A 20,111-nucleotide genomic window follows, 5' to 3' on the forward strand; every position below is an offset into this window, starting at 1 on the left:
TAAAAAATAGACAATTTGCTTAAATGCGCTGCCTTGAGATGAAATGAGATGAGGGTTCCAGCTTGTTTTTAGCTATATGCCGCTTTATAAGGCTAAATACGGAGGATTTAGGGTATGTTTGAGCTGTATCGATTTGAGCAAAAATAGGGGGGCAAATTTACCGGGGGCTTTGGTTGGCATCGAACGCAAGGGGTCTAAAAAAACATTTCTGAAATAATGTTATAGAACTTAAAAAGAGTAAGTTGTTTACTCCCTTTTCTAACGGATACCTCTTTTAAGATTACGCTGCCACTGCCCGCCGGACGGCATCTGGTTCTTTCCATAAAATCTTCAATAGCATCCTGATGGCAGGATCGAGAGCCACGCGTCCCTGTTCCCAATCCTGCCAAGTAGCGAGCGGTATGCCCATCAGATCAGCGGGACCTTTTCTAGATTATACTCAAAGCGTGTTGGACAGTCTTAGTCGCCGGATATACATTGGAAAATGTTTCCTTATCTGTGCCGTCTACATCTACCCGATGGAGAATATCTTACATCAATCGTATTCGATAGCCATTCTCGATCTACATGGTCGCCCAAATAATGGATATTTGGCTATTCACTAACTATTTTATTTTTAACTTATAAGAGACTACAATATTATTTTAATTAAACATAGTTACCAGATAATAGATGATAAAATACATCATTCAAATTATGGTACGATATATTATAATATTGAGTGATATAAATAGGAAATATTATTTATGCATCTACTAAGCGCTCATATTACTAATTTTCGCCGCTTTGCTGATTTAACTATCAAAGAAATACCTAAAACAGCAAAACTAGTAGTGTTGGCTGGACCGAATGGATCTGGTAAATCATCATTTTTTGATGCCCTTCTTCTTCGATATCGTCTTGACAGTCATTTCGGTTGGAATGGCGATCAAAAATATTATAATCGACAACACAGTGAGACAGCTACTTGGGATAAGAGAATTACTGTTGAAACAGACTGTGGTAATACTTTGAATCGAGGTAACGTTTATGTTCGTACAGCCTATCGAAACGATCCAGATTTTCAAACAACGGGTCTAACACGCCAAGAGAATATCCTCGACAACCCTCCTCTTCATCGTATGATTGAAGCTGATGCTACTGTCAGTGTGAACTATCAGCGCTTGGCATCACAAGCAATGGAAGATGTTTTTCAAAAAGAATCTCCTACCACAACTATAGGACAATTTCGTGAAAACTTAATAGGTAAGATCGGAGTATCATTGAATCGATTGTTCTTAGATCTGAATCTAATTAGTGTAGGTAATCCAGTAGATCATGGTACCTTTGAATTTAGCAAGGGGATGTCAAAGAAATTTGAATACAAAAACCTATCTGCTGGTGAAAAGGCTGCTTTTGATCTTATTCTTGACCTTGTCGTTAAGCGAGATAGCTATAATAACGCAATATACTGTATCGATGAGCCTGAAACACATATGAATACACGGCTGCAGGCTGCTCTTCTCAAAGAACTTGTTGAATTAATTCCAGATAACTCCCAGCTCTGGATCGCATCACACTCAATAGGAATGATGCGAAAAGCACGTGAAATGTATGATGCTGATCCTTCATCTGTAGCGTTTATCGACTTCAGTGGAGTTGATTTAGACGAACCTGTCGTGCTGACACCAACAAAGCCAACACGCGCATTCTGGAGGAATGTTATGCATGTTGCGCTTGATGACCTAGCCGAACTAATCGCACCTAAGCAGGTCATCATTTGCGAAGGTAATCCATCTGGAAATGTGCCGCGAAAAAATTCAAATCATGATGCTGAAATTTATGGAGCAATTTTTGCTGAAGAATTTCCTGATGCTACTTTTATTTCAGCCGGTAATTCGAAAGAGGTGCAGAATGATTTTATAGGTTTGGCCGCTGTATTACCGAAACTGGCTACGGGTATAGAAATTATCCGTCTTATAGATCGTGATGATTATACAATTGAAGATATTAACGATTTTAAAAATAAAGGTATCCAAGTATTAAGCCAACGCCATATTGAATCCTACCTTTATGATGACGAAGTGCTGATTGCTTTGTGTAACTCCGTTGAAAAACCTGAAAAGAGTGCTGATCTCATAGATGAAAAGAGAAAAATTATCGACGAGATAGTAAAAAATGGAGCTCTAAGTGATGATATAAAAAAAGCTGCCGGAAAATTATCTGTCAAGGCCAAGAAAATATTGGAGCTAAGACAAGCTGGGAATGACACCCCTGGCTTCGAGCGTAATACACTTTCAAAAATCATTAAACCAAATATGGGCATCTATAAAAAATTAAGATTTGATATATTTGGCTTGAGATGACCTGTTAGCACTTGAATTTTAATTTATATTGTAGAGATAGACAGAAGAGACACGAATTTCCTTTTACCGATGAAACCTAGTCAGTCTGGGTACACCCAGTTGGGAAAAACAGCTTTTGACAAGCGTGGATTCGACACCTTTAGGGATACTGATGTTGCCCCTTTACCTAGTGAAAAGCAGATCATAGGTAGTCAAATATACGTCTACGTCGCAGGCCGCTTAAAATATCCCAGCGGGAATTCTCGCGGATGTTCCATTTATCTTTTTTAACGTTGGTTGATTAGGAGTAAGGCCGGAAAAAGTTAAATGCAGCTTTTTTGAATTACTTAGCTTTAATCAAGATTCTATACGTCAAATAATAGAATGGCTCATGAATAATGCAGCTTAAAATAAAAAAGAAGTAAGTTGTCATACCCTCTTTTCTAACGAGTAGTCTTTTAAGCCGCCACTGCTCGCCAGGCAGTGGCTGGACCAAAAACTGTATCTTCATCAGTGGTCGTAGTCAGTCGTTTACGGTCAACACGGCCACTATAAATACCTAAATCTTTAAACAAGGTGCCAGTATCTTTAAACACTTTTACTTTTCCTGATTACAATTCAATAATATATTTTTTGCTATTAGTGTTTTTTCTGGAAGAGATTAACGTTGCTCATTGGTGATTTTATCCATAAGCAAGCGGATATCCTTCGAAAGACTAAAGTCCCTTTGTCCTAACGCTTATCAACTGGCCTATACCTTAATCAAAACAACTCTGAATGAGATCCTAGCCGCACCAAATGAAGGGTGTATTCGTCAGGCTTCCGGTAAATTAAAAGCAAATTAGGCTTAATGTGACATTCCCGATGGTCATTCCAGTTTCCCGTCAACGAATGATCCTTCAAACGAGGAGCTAGCATAACGTCACTGGCTAGATGGGTAACGACAGGAATAAAATATTTATCTAACTGCGGATCTGACTTTCGTTCTCTTTTGTAATCGCGTTTAAATTGAGATGTTCGCTCAATCATCCGCATGAAGGTCATCCATCAGAGATTGAACACTGTCGAACTTTTTCATTTTACCGGCACGCGCGTCTTTCATGGCAGCCAATGTCTTTTTGTTTGGAGTCAAAGGGTCAAAAGGCAGAGCTTTTTCTTGAACGACTTTTGTCAGCATCATGCGGACAGCATCAGATACCGTCAGACCAATGCTTTCTAATATAACAGCAGCCTCCTGTTTTATCTGTCCGTTAATGCGAGCCTGTACGAGCTGATTAGCTGCCATTACTTCCTCCTATATGAATGACAATGTAATACATGTTATCATTTATATAGCTTTTTAGAAAGCATCATTCCTCTTTTAAAGCTGCATGTGCCGCAGTGAATAAAAACTTCCCCCTGTTGGAAAATAGCCAATATAGAATTGGGAATTGGCTATTCAGGGGGCCTGAATTTATGATTTAACTGAGGAACATCCCTACTTCTTTTATGCCTTTAGGGAGATTCTTCGCCAAGCTGGATGCAATACGGTATTTAGAATCCCATGGGATATGGTCTTCCATGGGTGCTAAAAGCCCAATAAGTATTTTCTTAAGAGAAGATTCATCAGGTAAAAAAGTCTTACCGTTACAATCGAATGTCTGCGGTTTTTGGTAAACCTTACCAAGCAATTTCGGAGGGTTCTCTTCGAAAGCCTGTTCAACAAATTGTAGCCAAGATGGGACACTTTTCATGTGTCCCAGTTCCAAATAGGAAATCGACTGCTGTTTTAAGTCAATCTGAACATTGTTAGCTTTGGCAACCTGAGTAGCCTTTTCCGCCAGCACTCGCGTACTCCAGTCTCTCAACAGGCGTTCTTGGCGAACCCAGTTCCGGATGTAATCGATTTGGTCTGACTTTTTCATAACATGCATGTTTTACAACCGCTTCAAAAGCGTTTGTTAATCAATGTATGTGTGACTGAATTGTTAATTTTTTATTTTTTTACAAAATTCAATAATTAAATTGAAAAATACAAAATAATTACATATGAACAACAAATATAAGGTTACGACTCTAATTACGACTCTGTCAGTAGAGGCATTTTAGACAGCAATATGTATTATTTTTCAATAAAAATTTTACAAAGAATCTTTGTAGATTTTAATTGCGGGCAAGCTGATGACAAATAAATCAGTTACATTGCAGGCTCATAAATTATCGGCAGATATTCCCTCAGGATATTGTCCTTATTGCGGCTCGCGCGTGCATGTCTTGTCTAGTCACATGCAATCGGATTTGATCCGAGACAGTTATGTTGAATGTAATAACAAGCGGTGCGGTCACCGCTTTGTATTGCAGATTTCATTCATTCACACAGTTGAAGAGCCAAAGTTTTTTGAGATCTCGCTGAATCTTCCGAAATCTCCGAAATTAAAGGCGCGTCAAAATGACAATTAAAACAGCCGAAAATATGCCTTCTGTGGTCGATGGCGAGATCAGCACATTCAAGCAGAAGATTAGTAACGCCATGTATCTTTATATGGGGCAGATGGAATGTGGCCTTCGCCTGTTGATGGATCGCTTGGAAGGTATTCGTCGGGCAGAAGAGACCCGCTCTTATGCTTTACTGGAAAATGTCTCAAAAGATGAATTCATAAGATTTAATACTGAAATATTAAGTCTTATCGAGGTGATTAAGCGTTCGGCAACTACGGCCAATGAAGGCTTGAATAGCTTTATCCAAAACTTTGGTTCGTCTTTATGACCCATTGTTTTTTCAGCCTTTCCTATTTGGAAAAGACCTGTTCTGTTTCCGTCAGTTCTAACCTTGGGTTTCTGGCCGATGCCTATTCGGCAACCCCTCATCTTCTCATTGGAGAGACCGTCTTATGAGTTCTATTCATGCGACCGAAGAGCTGACTGAAAAGCTCCAATCCATTATCAGCCTTGAAGAAGAAAAGGCGCGTTTGGATGACCAGATTGCCGAAGCCTATCGTGATCTGAAAGGTCAAAAATACGACATCAAGAAGGCGAAGTTTGCGGTTAGCCGTTCGCGGAAAGGTCATCCTGAAAACTCTATTCGTATTCTGATCAACCAGATCGTCAATGATCGGGCGATGAGCCGGAAGCTTGTTCCGTGATCAGAACCGGCATCCCCTTTCTCTATCTCTCTATCTCAAATTCAGGCCTGCCACAGCGGAGAATCTTCGCTGTGGCTTTTTTGCGTCCAAGACCGGAGCCCGCACAATGACCGCCTCTTCTTCATCATCTCATTTCGTGGCGTCATCTCCTATGTCTCCTTCACTTAATGCCGACTTGTCCTCTTCTGACTCTGCCTCTTCTGCGACCCTGTCGGACGCCTCTGTTCTTTCTTCAGAGCCTGTCTCTGTATCTTTTGAACAAATGACGCCCACAACCAGTCCTTTTATCGACAGGCTAGGCCGTTTCAAGCGCGGCACCTATCGAATAATGTTGATAGAAACCGGCATGCCATATGACAGCGCAAAGATCATGGCGGATCAGGCCGCAGAACAGCATAAAATAGACCGCATATTCTCTAAATCAATGCCACTGGCCAATAGCGTCGCCCCCGAAATTCCGGCCTCAAATACCAATCTTGAGGTTACGGCCCCCGCATCAGAAGCGTTCGACGAAATCGAATATTTTGATCAGATGGTGTCTAGCGGGTGTGATCCTGAAACCGCTGCCGATATCGCCCGTAAAACGGCTGAGACCAGACGCAAAGACCCTCTCGAACGAGCCACCCGCTATAAAATCCGCCGTCGGACTCCTGATCCTGTGCATCGGGACTCTTATGAGGTTGGCGAGCGCGAGAAGTCGGTCTGGAAACCAGTCAATCCGCAAGAGATCGGTGCCTATCTGGAAGCGGTCGATCAATATTCGATCAAAACCAAGGGCTTAAGCGATAAGGCCGTTCGTCTTCTAAAGATGCTGTTTCGGATGGTCGACTTTAAAACTGGCCGTCTGGAACCGACCCTTGATACTATTTGCGATAGTGTCGGCTACGCCCGTGCGACGGTCGTCAAATTACTACGACAGCTACAGGATTTAGGCTTCATCCGCTGGATACGCCGGTCAATCAAGATCAAGGCGGACGGCAAAGGTCCCCGCCGCAAGCAGACCAGTAACGCCTACGGCTTCTTGTCTCCCAAGGCTTGGCCAGAGTTGGCCAGACAGGTTTTCGAGCGCGTCATGCGCCGGAGAAATGCGCCTATTCCTGACGATATTGACCACGCCCAAGAGGCGGACAAAGCCGAAACCAAAGCCATAATCGAAAATCTTCCCCCTGTTGAATTCATGAAAGAAATATCGGGGGCAAAAGCGCCTAATGCGCTCACAGATTCATTGATAGAGCTTGCGAAATCTATCGAGCGGGCAGACCAACGGGAACAAGAAGAACCGGCTAAGAAGGCTGCACAGGCCGATCAGGATGAGGTTAAAACATCTTCCCAAATACCTAAGGAGGATACCTCAAAAAAGCCCCAAATCTCGGACAATCAACGCGAGTTCAATTCTTATACTCTATCCTGTTATAGTTATTTATATAATAACGACGATCACAAATTTGAAACGACAGAAGAGAATATGGACTGTCTCGCTCCTGCTAACGCAGGCTCGACAGGCGTTGTTTTAGACACGAAACCTGAACCTGACCGCTTCACAAAAGAACTTCATACCCTGAACCTCCGGCATGATCAGGTAGCTGCTATCCTTCAACACAGGAACAAGCGGAAAGAACAGCGCATGATGCCCCTCTCACCAAAAGATATCGCCGACCTCCTCGTTAAAACCGGACAGATGCGCCCATGACCCTGTCAGCTGTCATTCTGACAGATCACCGTCTGTTTATCCCTCCGGTGCTGTTCGCTTCGCTCACAGGCGCGGCGAGGAAGGAATTAGAGTTTTCGGGAGGCTATCAAATTTCTAACAATTCGCATTATCGAAATGTGCTTAAATTGGCTTATTCTCTAATAACGTTTCGACATGGCTTTTGCTGTTATCCAGCATCCAATCTGCTGTTGGTCTTGAGCGATATTCAATCAAACGAACAATTCTATCCCAATCAGCTTGCAAATCTCTTTCAAATATCGGCTCGTGATGGGCTATGCGATTACGCAGCATCCGAATTTCACCCAGATCACTATAAAGGCTCTGTCTATGGTCTTTAATATCTTGCGTCTGGTCAAGGTTGGGGAATACTTTTAACAAATATGAACGCCAAAGCCTTTTATCATGGCGCTTCGTGAACATAGCCTGCCAGAATACAAAGTTCAGTTCTGGTATTACCTTTCCAGTCGTTTCCGCCTTCCAACAAGCTTTGTTTACATCCGTCAATGCGCTGTATCCTGATTTTATAACCGGAAGGCTTCGTAGGAAGCCTTCTGACCATGGCCAGCGATCTCCATAAGTATAGGATAGCGCTTCTGCTACAGCATTTCGGATAGCTATTTCTGTTATATGAAGGGGCGCTAGCAATGCGCCGGATAGCTGTGCATTCCATACATATAAATCCAAGGCGACAAGATCATCTTTTCCTAATGCCCTAACCTTGTCTTCATATCTTCCAAGTCGGGGAGCCGATAAGGTCTTTCTAATAGAGATAATCTTATCTTGAATTGACAGCATGGCTACCCATTTATATAATCAACCACATATTCGCCTCGGGTCTTTGTTGGCTTATGCCTCCCCCTGAGGACAAAAGATACAAAAAAGACCTCGCTTAAGGCGGGGTCTTTTTTTATCCGTTTCCCTGTATTTTAAAAGCCTTTGCTAACCTAATGGAAAACATCATCATACGATGAATTCATACTTCATCCTTTCCGTTAAAGTTTTCCGCCTATTTTCCCTCGATAATTCCGGCCTAAATTAGACCCGTGCTATCTCTGGCCGGAAAACACCTGTTACTCGGCAGCTTAAGCTGCGACTGCTTCAGCAACCATCTCGGGATGAAGACTAATCACCTTCACGTAAGCAATAGCGTAATCCGGTGCCGTGCTGCGGGTCTGTTCCCAGTCACGCAACGTGCCTACAGATATTTTGAAGCGTGAAGCAAAATCTTTCTGAGATAATCCCAAAGCCGAGCGCGCTTTTCTGATTAACCGAGCGCGCTGCCCCCGTTCCATGGCTTCCTTGGTTACGTTGAAATCTTCCTCATCCGCAGGGTCAGCAGGAAGAATGATACGCTCTTTCTTCACCTTTATTGCTCCTTCTTACCGATATGAATCGAGGCAAATCATTGCGCTAAACAAAAACGGCAGTGAAAAGTTTCAAGCCAACAATGCCAATCACTAAAGGCTAACGAAAGCCCATGCTTCTCTAAATTCTTAGCATCTTTGGCAGGGTCGAATCTCATTTATGCCTTATACGGAAATCCCGTATATAAATAAAGCCTAAAATTTTGTCGCTGTGATTGAGCATAGTGAAACAAAATTGAACCTGAAAAAGGATGGATTTTTAACCAAGGTAGAAAAGGTAAATAAAGCCGTTCCTCCTCAGTTCTATCGCAAAAAGAAAGGCAACCAACCCTAAGATTAACCGTCTTTCGTGCGTTTATGAGACTTTTATTTATTAGATCAGGGCGCGATGCAGATAAAGATTTTTACCATCAATCTTCATCTGCTGCTTTGCGGCTAAGACAAGCGCCCCGATGATTTTTATGAGACGCTCACAAAATTTGCCGCCTGCCTGAAAGTAGCCCTGCAATCCGTAGCATTTTTTGAAGACACCAGCTTTACCGAAAAAGACCGCGCCACCTATAAGGAAACACTGAAGCAAATGACCAGCCTGCGCCAGCTGGCACATGATCTTCAAGACGGAACTCGTAGAACAATGCCTCCTGTATTTTCGTTCGATCATCCATCATTTGCAGATTCCTCCTGCGAAGAGTGAATCAGTGCTTCACTCTCAAAGTAAGCGCGACTTTTTCAACACTATCGAAGGAAAGCGGAACGTCTGATTTCAGATTACAGAAAAAAGGAAGTGGACATGAACAGAAGCGACTGACAGGGGGAATCAATTAAAAGCTTTAGTCAACATTCAGACGACGTCCATAGACAACATCTAAAATTCACCCGCGACACCGATCCACGGCATCTAGAGCATATATATTATGCCAGTTTATACCCTACTGCAGTGAAGGAATTGACACATTCGTCAAAAATAACAACATTCGAGACTGATAATGTCAATAAGTTTTTGCGTAATCCGCCATTATTTATAGTACAGTGAGATATATTTAGCTCATAAATATTTATTTTTAGCTTGAATTAGAAAAATATATTATTGTACAATCAAATGTATTTTTATAAAATTTTATCTATAAATTATCTATTCAAACGCGCTGTCAGAATTGCCTTTGTCCGCTCGTCACAGAAGGCCGCCTCGATGGCGTTTTTGTTAATTATATAGTCCGAGAGGCATGACCCAACGGTCCGCGCAAGGGCGTATTCTTGCAACAGGTCGGTATCAAAGAAACTCGGATCATCAGTGCCAAGCGTGATGACACATCCGGAATTGGCCAGCCTGCCGATCGGATGAGCGGTTATTGTTGGGTAAAGACCTAGGGCCACGTTACTACTAAGGCAGACCTCGAGTGGAATTCGGGACGATGCAATCTGCCGCATCACATTTGGCGATTCGACTGCACGTACTCCATGCCCAACCCTGTCAAGGTTGAGGATTTCAATTGCCTCAATAACCGTCTCGGCAGGACAGTGCTCGCCGGCGTGTGCTGTTGCCTTGAGGCCTTCCCCTCGAGCAATACTGAATGCCTCGGCAAAATCGCCAACGGAATACTGATTTTCGTCACCGGTCAGACCAAAACCGACCAATATGTTCGACCGTATGGATGTCGCCATGCGAGCAGCCTCTATGGCGGCTAGTGGGCCGAGGTGACGGACTGCAGTGGCGATGAGACAGGAATGCACACCCCACTCCTGACGTGCCCGATCAGCAGCGGCCTGTAGTGCTCTCAGTTGATCAAAAAACGGAACGCCCGTGCGGGCGAGATCGGGAGGTGACAGCATGAATTCCACATAAGAACCACCCAACAAAGAGCATCGCTGGAGATATGATGTGGCGACTTGCTCAAGGTCGTTCGCAGACTTCACTACGGATGTGATCAGATCGTAGGATTTCAAAAAGGAAGGGAAATCATGCCACCCGTAGCGCGCAGCCGAGATTACAGAGGAGGGGATTGAAACGTTATTGCGTTTAGCAAGTAAAATTACTGTATCGCGGAGCAAGGTCCCCCGAAGGTGAACATGAAGGTCGACTAACATAGCGACCGTTGATACAGATTAGACTAGGAGCGTGGAAGTCTAAATGCGTATTAGATTCTTATCAAAGAACAAACATAAGATCGCGGAAGCTGAGAAAATACTCAATCCTCTGCATGTCGAGGTTGTTCCTATCACGGTACAGATCGATGAACTTCAGACCATTGATGTCAAGGCGATCATCCGAAACAAAGTGCTACGCGCTTTCGATAGAATTGGCCATCGACTAATTGTGGAACAGACTTGTCTCTACTTGGACGCCCTGAACGGCTTTCCTGGGGGCCTTACTCAGCCGTTTTGGGATACACTTGAAGCAGAGCGCTTCTGCGAGTTGTTCGGTCGTGGGGAAATGCGAGGCGTTACCGCGAAAACGTGGATCGGCTACTGCGACGGTCGGCAAATTTACAAATTCGAAGGGGAGATCCGCGGCAGCGTCTCTTCTGAACCGCGTGGCGATCGTGCCTTCCAATGGGACTGCGTTTTCATTCCAGATGGTCATCAGGAAACATTTGCTCAGATGGGCGAGAGGAAAAACGAGATATCGATGCGGCGCAGCGCGCTGAATGCCTTTGCGCAACACTTGCGGGAGGCAGCCGATGCTTGACTTCCTTGCGCGCGAGATCCGCGAACATAGGGTGATTCTTTTCGTAGGAGCAGGCCTCTCGCGACCGTTAGGGCTTCCGTCGTGGGGAAAACTCATCAAGCACATGGCACAAGAGCTTGGCTTCGACCGCGACGTCCTTGTCGGGCCAAGTGCTGATTATCTGCAGGTCGCAGAGTTTTACAAACTGAAGAAGGGAAACATCGGCGAATTGCGAAGTTGGATGGACAGGAGTTGGAATGTGTCCGACGATAAGCTACTGGCATCCAAAGTGCACCAGCAGATTGTCGATCTCAAATTTCCCCTCGTTTACACAACGAATTACGATAACAATCTTGAGCGAGCATTTGAGCTGCACGGAGTACAGGTCTCGAAAATTGCGTCAGTCATAGACATCGCCAATGCGAAGCCAGGCCATACTCACGTCATTAAGTTCCATGGAGACTTCGCCGACGACAACTCGCTGGTCCTTACCGAGACGGACTACTTCGAGAGGCTAGAATTAAAATCGCCGCTCGACCTGAAGCTGCGGTCGGATGTTCTGGGACGCACGATCTTGTTTGTTGGGTACAGCCTGAAGGACCTAAATCTGCGTCTCCTTTTCTACAAACTGAAGCGAACCTGGGATGGCACTCCCTATGCAAAGAAGCGTCCGCGGTCGTTTATTTTCCTTATCCGGCCCGACGTCGTTCAGGAGACGGTAATGGAAAGCCGCGGGGTCTCCCCCATCGTTTCAGATTCTCTTGATCCCGAAGATGCGTTGCCGGCGTTCTTCGAGCGTTTACTAGAATGGACCGGATAGACGGCAGGTTTAGACAGTTTCTTCACGAAAGCTGGCGGTCTGAAAATGTTCTGACTTGACCGTGAGCAGCGCACCGTAACGAGGTCCGGTTTCGAGAAGGTACACGGCCAAATTAAACGGTTGCCATGGAGGCGATTGCTGCCTGTCTATTTCATGTTTTCGAACAGACAGGCAACTAAGAGGGCGGATAGGTAGATTTCCAGTTATGAGATCAGAAATTTGACAATGGAATTGATGAAAGAAAGTTCGTCTTATGGTCATTATTTTAAGAAATTGATTTAGGTAAATCGACCTTCTGCTGATTGGTAATGCCAAATGGGATGTGAACTGAGGGTGCTACAGCGCTGGCTGACCGTAGATGACCAGACTGATCATCGAAGAAAATATGCGGCTTAAGTACAGATAAAATTTTTCCTTTTTCGACCCCACCAAGAAAAAAGGCATCATTTGCCATAACATTCCAGCTCTTTAGAGTGCGGAGTGCTCGCTCGTGATAAGGAGCATTGCGTGCTGTAACTATCGATATCCTAAGCCTATTTTTATAATCAGGATGATTACTTTTATGTTCTTCTTCTATTTTTTGTATTTACGACATTTCTACTAGAAATTTTTGGAGAGGTCCTGGGTTATGTGGCTGCATAACATTTCGCGTTTCGTGTTCATGAAATCTATCTAAACCCGATGATTGCATCACGGCCTCAGATTCATCCCCGGCAAGCACTCCATCAAAATCAAATGCGATTCTTAGAGTATTACCTTTTTCGTCGTCTTGAAATGTGGAGTCGAGTACCTGACCGGCTGGATGTCCCAAATGGATTGCGGCGTCGACGTCTGGCTTATGAGCAGATAAAAATAAAGCAATATTAAAAGCTGGTATGTATTCATATGGGGATTTCCCCTGCATGAAAATTGCGCGGGTGATATCAAGACCATAATGGGATATCGTATCCATAACCCTCAAACCTGTGTCGGGGTCATTTCTTGATAGCAGCACTACTTCCACAAGCGGGTCTGCCTTATCAGGACTGAGATCATTTAATGATAACAGGCGCTTTACAAACGGAAAGGCGATACCCGTTGGAAGAGGGTTATGTAAATTTTCCTCTTGGTACTTTCTATATTTTTCCTCTCCGTCTTGTCTAAAAATGCTGTCTGAAACACTGAGATCAAAAACCGCGCTGGATGCGACACCAACCACCAATCTTTTTTAAATCGTACGCCATTATATACGTCTCAGTCTATTTTAGAGAATGCGCCACTATTGAATTGAAAAGTGCAAAATATTTTGTAAAATCACATTTACGAAATAAGATGATCTGATATTTCTCAATCAAAAAAAGTATCCTGCAAGCCTACTTCATCTATATGAAATTTCTCTGCGTAATTAGTATTGCACTTTACCTACCCGACTAGGTTCTGTTGACAAAGGTTATAATTTAAGATTTTTAGAGACAAATTGAGAACAAGTTTTGTAGGGAAGACAGGATGCGAGGAGATCTGACGGACGCGGAATGGCAGATAATAGAGGGTCTTCTTCCAAGCGAACGAGGCCGCTGCGCACGTCCCGCAAAAAGTAATCGGTTATTCTCAACGTATGCTTTATGTGCTTCGAACAGGCTGCCCGTGGCGAGACATGCATGAACGTTATGGGAAATGGAATTCGGTCTATGTTCGGTTTCCTAGATGGGCGGAACAGGGTGTCTGGGATGCTCTTCTTGAAACCCTGGTTGACCTTGGCCTGACAGATGACTGGCAACATATGATAGATAGTACGATTATTCGCGCCCACAGCCAAACGGCTGGCGCAAAAAGGGGACGGATAAGGAAGGCTTTGGTCAAAGCCGCGGAGGCTTTACGAGCAAGATCCACGCCCGTTCCGATGGTCAAGGCCGCCCTCTAACTTTCGAACTTACAGGTGGTGAGGTCCCTGATTATTCTGGCCCTTGTGACAACGCCCCGCTGTTTTCTCGCCGATAAAGGATATTATAGCGATAGGTTATGCGAAAAACTACTCTTTCGAGGCATCCTTCCTGTTATTCCGCCTTGTTCCAATCGAAAAAAGCCTATTCCTTATAATCTCCAGCACTACAAAGATCGTCATTGTATTGAGCGGATGTTTAATAAGCTGAAGCAGTTCAGACGTATTGCCAGACGCTATGACAAAACCAGAAAATCTTTCCTCGCCTTTCTTCAGATCGATCCCATGCCCTTTGGTAGAACCAAGCAAAAATACCTATGATTGTTGACAACAACATCCCCCAATTAACGGACATGGCAGTATTTCTCTCAGTTTCTTAACGATCTAACATGAAAACACGTGAAATACGTCGTTTGATTTTATAGATAGCAGACATTATTAAAGTGGATTTTGAGAAGTTTCAGTATGCTCATTGTATTCACAGGATTGCCTGGGTGTGGGAAAACGACAATTGCTCAGCTTCTTTCCAAAAAATTGTCGGCTGTGTATATTCGTGTAGATGAGATCGAACAGGCAATTAAATATTCGAATGTTTTACGAGATGACATTGGTTCAGTAGGTTACGAAGTGGCGAGCTACCTGGCGCGTTCAAATTTAAATTTGGGAACAATGGTTATCGTGGATTGTGTGAACCCAGTTTTCGAAAGCCGAGAAATGTTTTATCAAACCGGAAAAGAAACCAATTCCTCAGTCATAGATGTCGAAGTCGTGTGCTCTGATCCTGTAGAACACAGGCGTCGGATTGAATTTCGATTGGCGGACATTCCTGGACACAAAGTCCCAGAATGGGATGCCATTTGGGAGATGGAATATACACCATGGTCTAGCCCTCGCCTAATCATCGACACCGCGATATGCTCTAGTGATGATGCATTAAGTAAAATTTCTGATTATTTGAGGTTAAAGTCTCGCTCGATTACATAGCCACCGATGATCAATTCTGATGCTCTCGGCTACTGGAAAAGACTTAAGCTCCTTGTGGATTGGCCGATTTTAGCTCCAGTAGGAGACTGATGGAGTACGATTTTATTAAGGTGTTCCGACTGGCTATTAAAAAGGTAATCCTAGCCTTTCTAGTTTAATCGGAATTATGAAAGCATTAGAGAAACTTGTCCCTATTAATTTTGCGCGTCCATCCAGTGGCTGATGGCACCCACCACACTATCTTCAATACCGTAATAACCATGCGGTGTGAGCGATCCACAAGCCTTAGTTGATTTGTTTATACCCCCAGAGACAATAAGCACATGCACGTTTCTGCTGGCAGTCATCGCGGCTGCGATCTGGTTTGCAGCTTTAGGGGGCGCTACTTTACAGCGATCGTCCCTGTTGGCGACTACTAAGACAGGTATACTAACATGCTGCGGATCAGCATCAAAAACTGTCTCGCCACTACCGCCCATTACCGAAACGGATTCAGTAAGTACTAAGCCAGCGATACTGCCCGGCGCGGCGTGTGCTGCACCATTCACCGCCGCAATTGTTCCTTGGCTCGTGCCAAGCAGGAACACAGGAGTTGTCCCATGTAAGTGAGCAAACTTAACAAGGTCATCAACTATATGCCCATAAATGGATGAACTGCGTACACCGCGTAAGTTGGCATGATCAGTCGAATCTGGGATAAGCACTGCATAACCTCGCCGATTCCATAGTGCGCGGGTTCGTATCAAAAAGTTTTTATTGTGCCTAATGTGGCCGTCTTGTTCTAGACCTATATTTCCAGTTCCACCGGGAAGCATTACAATCGTTCCCCGCGCGGATAGGGGTGTAGAAAGTAAAACTCTCTGATAATTTCCTTCTCTTAATGGCAGGTTGAATATCTGTTCGGACACCATCCGATGATCTTGCCGTAGAGCATCTCGAGCTAGCGCTGTAACCGGAATTAACATCATGCTAAGCGCGAATAATACGACTAGATAAAATGGGGAGGGATTTCTTTTCATTTTTTCCTATTGCACTATCGTGATTTTGTAAGCGCTAAGCAAACAGATAGTTTATATGGAAGCAATATGGGGCTCCCGTAGTTCGACTTTAATCATCAGGTCAGCGGAATACAATAAACTAAGGATAAGAAGCCTTTTAGCTATTCTATCAACTTGAATCATCGCATTTTGGTAGAGAAATCTTGTTCCAAGAGCTTTTTAAATAGCCCTGTTGGGTGCCAATTAATAAAGGCTGATCAATTGCAATCCTACCTAAAACAACGACAGGAATAGATCCTGCATATTCTTGAGCTAATTTCGTGATCTCACAGCAATGGAGGCCGAAACACAATAGCCATACCATAACCCGATGATTTTTTCGCAAAAAAAAAGAAAGTCTCAAAACCCATAATCAGAGGCTATGTCATCAGGATTCTACGAAAAATGATTTTGACCTGTTTGGCGTGGTAACCCCACCCAAGCCCTCGGCGTAGAGGTGTCGCTTTTTATGCACTTTCTGACCTTATGCAGGATAGCCATAAATAACCTAAAATGCTGCCTTAAAATAGCTTTATTCAATGAAATACGGCCGAAAATATTTTATGCATATTTATGCAGCCTTGTCCATTGGTAGCTCCCCCTATTTTCCTGTTAAAATACTCCTTGTTTCTCAAAAGCTATGTCCTCTTTTTTATCCTCAGGATTAGGCTTCAGTTAGCTATGAGTAGAGGAATTGAAAAAGAGAACGTGTGGGAAAAATCAGACTATAGCAAGCAGCTAGTAAGAAGAATCAGAGAAATGCAATGGAATATACAGGCTGGATAGAAGTTTGGATCTTCACCTGTTTAGTAAATCAGCCCTTCATTACAGAAGAAGATCGAGGGATAGAGGTTATATTCTGCATCATCCATTTTTAGTCAAGATTTATGGACAGAAGATTGTAAGCCCAAAAAGCATTAGGATGTCTTCTCAGAGTAAAATTAAAATACTTCCTCTTCTTGGTCCACTGGTCACATACCTTCTTTCTTGCTGTAGAGGTCTCTCTGGGCTGATGATGTATAGACAGCTTTTGGCTTTCGGAAAGGTATATCTCTTAGCTATAGCCGATGAAGTGGATCAATTCTTTTTAAAGAAGCAGTATCAAAACCCATTGGTTGATATAAAAATATCAAGAGAGGTATTTTTTTATTATACCCTTAGCGTTCGGTAGACCAACCCTAGCCCCCGCGCCATAGATATCGCTTTTCTACGCATTTTTTAGTTCGACGCAAGTAACAAAATATCGCATTAAATAGCCCTTAAAACGCAAAGTTTTTTAGAAAAATACCCATTTTTGCTGTTCGCAAAATTACGCATGCTCAACGCATTTTGTAAATAGTAAAAAACGGGCAAAAAAATGCTTATTTTCTCAAAACCGCTCTTGAGAAAAAGCTGATAAGAGGGCTACTTGGTTAGCCCTGCCATAGCTAACAGTCTGTTCGGATAGGAAAACGATGTTGAGTAGAGTTCTTCCTGAATTGATCTGTTTAAGCCATTGATAGGCATGTTAAATTTTGCTTGTCGCTATCTTTTGTCAGAATTTACCCAAATCTCTTTAAGATTATCCTGATACTGGAGTTCGTCTGGGATCTTTGGGAAAAATAGAAAGATCTGCTATGTTATTATGAGGATAATGCTTTCATTAGATCAGCTAATCGATATCGGGTATGGAATTATAGTGAAAGCCCCTCCGTTTCATCTCAACCTTCACAGGTTGTTTTTTGCTTGTCTGTGTAGCTTTTAGCTATTTTTATTAAACTAAGACCTCTCAAATATATTATACAATGACCGAACCTAGAGCTGCATATCGGCATATTCTAAAAATAACCCCGATATTTTTTTCTCATTTTTCAGTGAGCTCTGATATTGTTGTTCAAGTGAATTTTGCTATTCATAGTATATCTTTCGTCTACTCTATTAATCATCTTAAGAAAAATGACACGCTACAGTGTCACGTAAATTTATGATTACTTTTGGCTTTGGGTACAGCCTATTTTGGCAGCTATTGCTACAGGATACGTTATGCACGTCGATAGCTATAACAAACTATATGCTGCTGTTAGTAACAAAAATAATACCCGCGATAATGCGATGCTATTGCCTTCCATGGCAAGGTCAAACAATAGAAGTTATTCCGAAGATGAGGTTGATTTGGCCATCAATTACCTTTCAAATTATTCATTACCGTCATCAGGATTCTATAACCTTATAGAGATGATCAATGACTCAAAAGACGAAGCATTTGGAGCTACGGCCATTCGTAAACCATCTGACCAGCTCACTGAGGTTGAAAAGATCTAAGTTTTATCAATTATATACCCTCAGGTGGCTAAAAAAGTTCGTTAAGTTTAAAGCTGCAGGTAGCGTTGACGAGCTAGCTGCAATGATATCAACGAAACTGTAGGCTGCTACGAATAGGCTAAAAAAACCGAGGACATTAACCTTCAGAAAGAGGGGCTATAACCATCTGATAATATATTCATATTTCTTGAAAAGAAGGCCAATCTTGATAAGACTGTAAACACTTAATTTACTGAATAAGATACAGATAAGGATTCTTTGGCATGGCTCGCAGTCGTCTATCTAAAAATTCGGATGTAGCTCCAGCTTCCAAGCAAGCAAGCAAGGCCAAGACAGCGACTGCGACATTAGGATTTGAACAGCAGATGTTTCTTGCTGCTGACAAGCTGCGCAAGAACCTTGAACCCTCAGATTACAAGCATGTTGCTCTTGGCCTAATCTTTCTGCGCTATATCTCCACTGCCTTTGAAGCCCGCCATGTTGCCTTGATGCTAGACGATCCCGCAGCAGCGGAAGACCCAGACGAATATCTAGCTGAAAATATCTTCTGGGTGCCGGAGACTGCTCGTTGGTCTCATCTTAGGGATAATGCCCGCTCCCCTAGCATCGGTAAGATAATTGATGAAGCCATGCTGGCCATTGAAAAAGCCAATCCGGAACAGCTCAAGGGTGTTCTCCCCAAGGATTACGGGCGGCCTGCCCTTGATAGCGTGATGCTGGGTGAGTTGATAGACCTGATCTCCGACATAGGCATGGGCGATACGGACGACAAGGCGCGGGACGTGTTGGGTCGGGTCTATGAATACTTCCTTGGCGGGTTTGCTGGAGCTGAAGGCAAGCGCGGGGGCGAGTTTTACACGCCGTCCAGCGTGGTACGCACGCTAGTTTCCATGCTCGAACCCTACAAGGGCCGGGTGTATGACCCATGCTGTGGCTCTGGTGGTATGTTCGTGCAGTCTGAACGCTTTGTGGAAACCCATGGTGGCAAGCTGGGTGACATTGCCATTTACGGGCAGGAAAGCAACCACACTACGTGGCGTCTGGCTCGCATGAACCTTGCTGTGCGGGGTATTGGCGCGGATATCCGCTGGAACAATGAAGGCAGCTTTCTGCGCGATGAACTAAAAGACCTGCGCTTTGACTATATTCTGGCCAACCCGCCCTTTAACGTGTCGGACTGGTGGAATGCGTCACTAGAGGAAGACCCGCGCTGGCAGTATGGCAAACCGCCAGCAGGCAATGCCAACTATGCGTGGCTCCAACATATCCTGTGGCATCTGGCCCCCGACGGTACCGCTGGCGTGGTGCTGGCCAATGGTTCCATGTCCTCAAACCAGAACAGCGAAGGGGAAATTCGCCGCCGGATGGTGGAAGCAGATGTTGTGGACTGCATGGTCGCCCTGCCCGGTCAGCTTTTTTATTCCACCCAGATTCCGGCCTGCCTGTGGTTCCTCACCCGCACCAAGAAGCAAAAAGGCTGGCGAGATCGGGGCGGAGAAATCCTGTTTATTGATGCCCGCAAGCTGGGCAAGCTTGTGGACCGCACCCGCCGGGAACTGACAGACGAGGACGTGGCCCGCATTGCCGACACCTACCACGCATGGCGTGGAGAAAAGGACGCGGGCACATATGAGGATATTTCCGGTTTTTGCAAATCCGCTACACTGGATGAAGTGGCGCATCAAGGCTTTGTGCTAACACCGGGCCGCTACGTGGGAGCAGAGGAAGTCGAAGAAGACAGCGTGCCATTTACTGAACGCTTCGCAGCCCTTGAGAAGACCCTGAAGGAGCAGTTTGCGCAGGGTGAAGCACTGAACGCGAAAATCATTGGCTCTTTGCGTCTAATTATACGATAAGGTCGAACT

19 protein-coding genes and 3 pseudogenes are annotated in these 20,111 nt (G+C 44.0%); 11 read left to right on the forward strand and 11 right to left on the reverse strand.

Going from position 1 to position 20,111, the window contains the following annotated elements:
- Positions 1-280 precede the first annotated feature (280 nt).
- Positions 281-409, reverse strand: coding sequence for a helix-turn-helix domain-containing protein (locus ZMOB_RS10505; RefSeq protein ID WP_260432246.1), 129 nt, complete (start codon positions 407-409; stop codon positions 281-283).
- Between the two features lie 337 nt (positions 410-746).
- Between ZMOB_RS10505 and ZMOB_RS09140 the strand changes: the two genes are divergently transcribed.
- Complete coding sequence (locus tag ZMOB_RS09140; protein ID WP_014466397.1) at positions 747-2,345, forward strand: AAA family ATPase; 1,599 nt, start codon at positions 747-749, stop codon at positions 2,343-2,345.
- 741 nt (positions 2,346-3,086) lie between these two features.
- Here the strand turns inward: ZMOB_RS09140 and ZMOB_RS09980 are convergent.
- The 3 genes from ZMOB_RS09980 to ZMOB_RS09150 all read right to left on the reverse strand — a co-directional run bounded on the left by ZMOB_RS09980 (position 3,087) and on the right by ZMOB_RS09150 (position 4,237).
- Positions 3,087-3,359 carry a type II toxin-antitoxin system RelE/ParE family toxin gene (locus ZMOB_RS09980; protein ID WP_014466399.1) on the reverse strand — a complete coding sequence of 91 codons (273 nt, stop codon included), beginning with the start codon at positions 3,357-3,359 and terminating at the stop codon, positions 3,087-3,089.
- The gene (locus ZMOB_RS09145; RefSeq protein WP_014466400.1) at positions 3,346-3,609 is read right to left on the reverse strand and encodes a type II toxin-antitoxin system RelB/DinJ family antitoxin; all 264 of its coding nucleotides are present in this window, start codon (positions 3,607-3,609) and stop codon (positions 3,346-3,348) included. The genes ZMOB_RS09980 and ZMOB_RS09145 overlap by 14 nt, the downstream gene beginning before the upstream one ends.
- A gap of 175 nt (positions 3,610-3,784) precedes the next feature.
- A complete protein-coding gene (locus tag ZMOB_RS09150) occupies positions 3,785-4,237 on the reverse strand; it encodes a hypothetical protein (RefSeq protein WP_014466401.1) in 453 nt (150 codons plus the stop codon).
- A 352-nt stretch (positions 4,238-4,589) separates the two neighbouring features.
- Between ZMOB_RS09150 and ZMOB_RS10595 the strand changes: the two genes are divergently transcribed.
- The 4 genes from ZMOB_RS10595 (at position 4,590) to ZMOB_RS09165 (ending at position 7,136) form a co-directional block, all read left to right on the forward strand.
- On the forward strand, positions 4,590-4,763 hold the full coding sequence (locus ZMOB_RS10595; protein ID WP_427926894.1) for an Ogr/Delta-like zinc finger protein: 174 nt from the start codon (positions 4,590-4,592) through the stop codon (positions 4,761-4,763).
- The gene (locus ZMOB_RS09155; protein ID WP_014466403.1) at positions 4,753-5,070 is read left to right on the forward strand and encodes a hypothetical protein; all 318 of its coding nucleotides are present in this window, start codon (positions 4,753-4,755) and stop codon (positions 5,068-5,070) included. Before ZMOB_RS10595 ends, ZMOB_RS09155 begins: the two co-directional genes overlap by 11 nt.
- 124 nt (positions 5,071-5,194) lie before the next feature.
- Entirely contained in the window at positions 5,195-5,446 is a 252-nt protein-coding gene (locus ZMOB_RS09160; RefSeq protein ID WP_014466405.1) for a DUF2312 domain-containing protein, read from the forward strand.
- Positions 5,447-5,552: 106 nt separating this feature from the next.
- The gene (locus ZMOB_RS09165; protein WP_014466406.1) at positions 5,553-7,136 is read left to right on the forward strand and encodes a helix-turn-helix domain-containing protein; all 1,584 of its coding nucleotides are present in this window, start codon (positions 5,553-5,555) and stop codon (positions 7,134-7,136) included.
- A gap of 141 nt (positions 7,137-7,277) precedes the next feature.
- Here ZMOB_RS09165 and ZMOB_RS09170 read toward each other — a convergent pair whose 3' ends face one another.
- The 5 genes and pseudogenes from ZMOB_RS09170 to add all read right to left on the reverse strand — a co-directional run bounded on the left by ZMOB_RS09170 (position 7,278) and on the right by add (position 10,606).
- Entirely contained in the window at positions 7,278-7,952 is a 675-nt protein-coding gene (locus ZMOB_RS09170; protein WP_014466407.1) for a hypothetical protein, read from the reverse strand.
- Positions 7,953-8,239: 287 nt separating this feature from the next.
- Complete coding sequence (locus ZMOB_RS09175) at positions 8,240-8,521, reverse strand: helix-turn-helix domain-containing protein (RefSeq protein WP_012817695.1); 282 nt, start codon at positions 8,519-8,521, stop codon at positions 8,240-8,242.
- Positions 8,490-8,679: pseudogene (locus tag ZMOB_RS10430) on the reverse strand (BrnT family toxin). The gene ZMOB_RS09175 and the pseudogene ZMOB_RS10430 overlap by 32 nt, the downstream one beginning before the upstream one ends.
- Before the next feature lie 215 nt (positions 8,680-8,894).
- On the reverse strand, positions 8,895-9,182 hold the full coding sequence (locus tag ZMOB_RS10215) for a hypothetical protein (protein ID WP_162094013.1): 288 nt from the start codon (positions 9,180-9,182) through the stop codon (positions 8,895-8,897).
- 467 nt (positions 9,183-9,649) lie between these two features.
- Positions 9,650-10,606 (reverse strand): adenosine deaminase, encoded by a 957-nt coding sequence (add, locus tag ZMOB_RS09185; RefSeq protein WP_014466409.1) that lies wholly within the window; start codon positions 10,604-10,606, stop codon positions 9,650-9,652.
- A 43-nt stretch (positions 10,607-10,649) separates the two neighbouring features.
- Between add and ZMOB_RS09190 the strand changes: the two genes are divergently transcribed.
- The gene (locus ZMOB_RS09190) at positions 10,650-11,207 is read left to right on the forward strand and encodes a non-canonical purine NTP pyrophosphatase (protein ID WP_014466410.1); all 558 of its coding nucleotides are present in this window, start codon (positions 10,650-10,652) and stop codon (positions 11,205-11,207) included.
- A complete protein-coding gene (locus ZMOB_RS09195; RefSeq protein WP_014466411.1) occupies positions 11,200-12,006 on the forward strand; it encodes an SIR2 family protein in 807 nt (268 codons plus the stop codon). Before ZMOB_RS09190 ends, ZMOB_RS09195 begins: the two co-directional genes overlap by 8 nt.
- Before the next feature lie 265 nt (positions 12,007-12,271).
- On the opposite strand, the pseudogene ZMOB_RS09200 reads toward ZMOB_RS09195, so the two are convergent.
- Positions 12,272-13,229: pseudogene (locus ZMOB_RS09200) on the reverse strand (5'-nucleotidase).
- A gap of 262 nt (positions 13,230-13,491) precedes the next feature.
- Here ZMOB_RS09200 and ZMOB_RS10600 point away from each other — a divergent pair.
- Together ZMOB_RS10600 and ZMOB_RS09210 are read left to right on the forward strand one after the other, a co-directional pair.
- Positions 13,492-14,245 (forward strand): annotated as a pseudogene (locus ZMOB_RS10600) (IS5 family transposase).
- A 144-nt stretch (positions 14,246-14,389) separates the two neighbouring features.
- On the forward strand, positions 14,390-14,908 hold the full coding sequence (locus tag ZMOB_RS09210; protein WP_014466412.1) for a P-loop nucleotide/nucleoside kinase family protein: 519 nt from the start codon (positions 14,390-14,392) through the stop codon (positions 14,906-14,908).
- 194 nt (positions 14,909-15,102) lie between these two features.
- Here the strand turns inward: ZMOB_RS09210 and ZMOB_RS09215 are convergent, their stop codons facing one another.
- The gene (locus ZMOB_RS09215; protein WP_221624878.1) at positions 15,103-15,819 is read right to left on the reverse strand and encodes an alpha/beta hydrolase; all 717 of its coding nucleotides are present in this window, start codon (positions 15,817-15,819) and stop codon (positions 15,103-15,105) included.
- A gap of 2,148 nt (positions 15,820-17,967) precedes the next feature.
- Between ZMOB_RS09215 and ZMOB_RS09230 the strand changes: the two genes are divergently transcribed.
- Positions 17,968-18,246 (forward strand): hypothetical protein, encoded by a 279-nt coding sequence (locus ZMOB_RS09230; protein WP_014466414.1) that lies wholly within the window; start codon positions 17,968-17,970, stop codon positions 18,244-18,246.
- Positions 18,247-18,509: 263 nt separating this feature from the next.
- The gene (locus ZMOB_RS09235; RefSeq protein ID WP_014466415.1) at positions 18,510-20,102 is read left to right on the forward strand and encodes a class I SAM-dependent DNA methyltransferase; all 1,593 of its coding nucleotides are present in this window, start codon (positions 18,510-18,512) and stop codon (positions 20,100-20,102) included.
- Positions 20,103-20,111: the final 9 nt, after the last annotated feature.

This window comes from Zymomonas mobilis subsp. mobilis ATCC 10988, from assembly GCF_000175255.2.
GTDB classification, from domain to species: domain Bacteria; phylum Pseudomonadota; class Alphaproteobacteria; order Sphingomonadales; family Sphingomonadaceae; genus Zymomonas; species Zymomonas mobilis.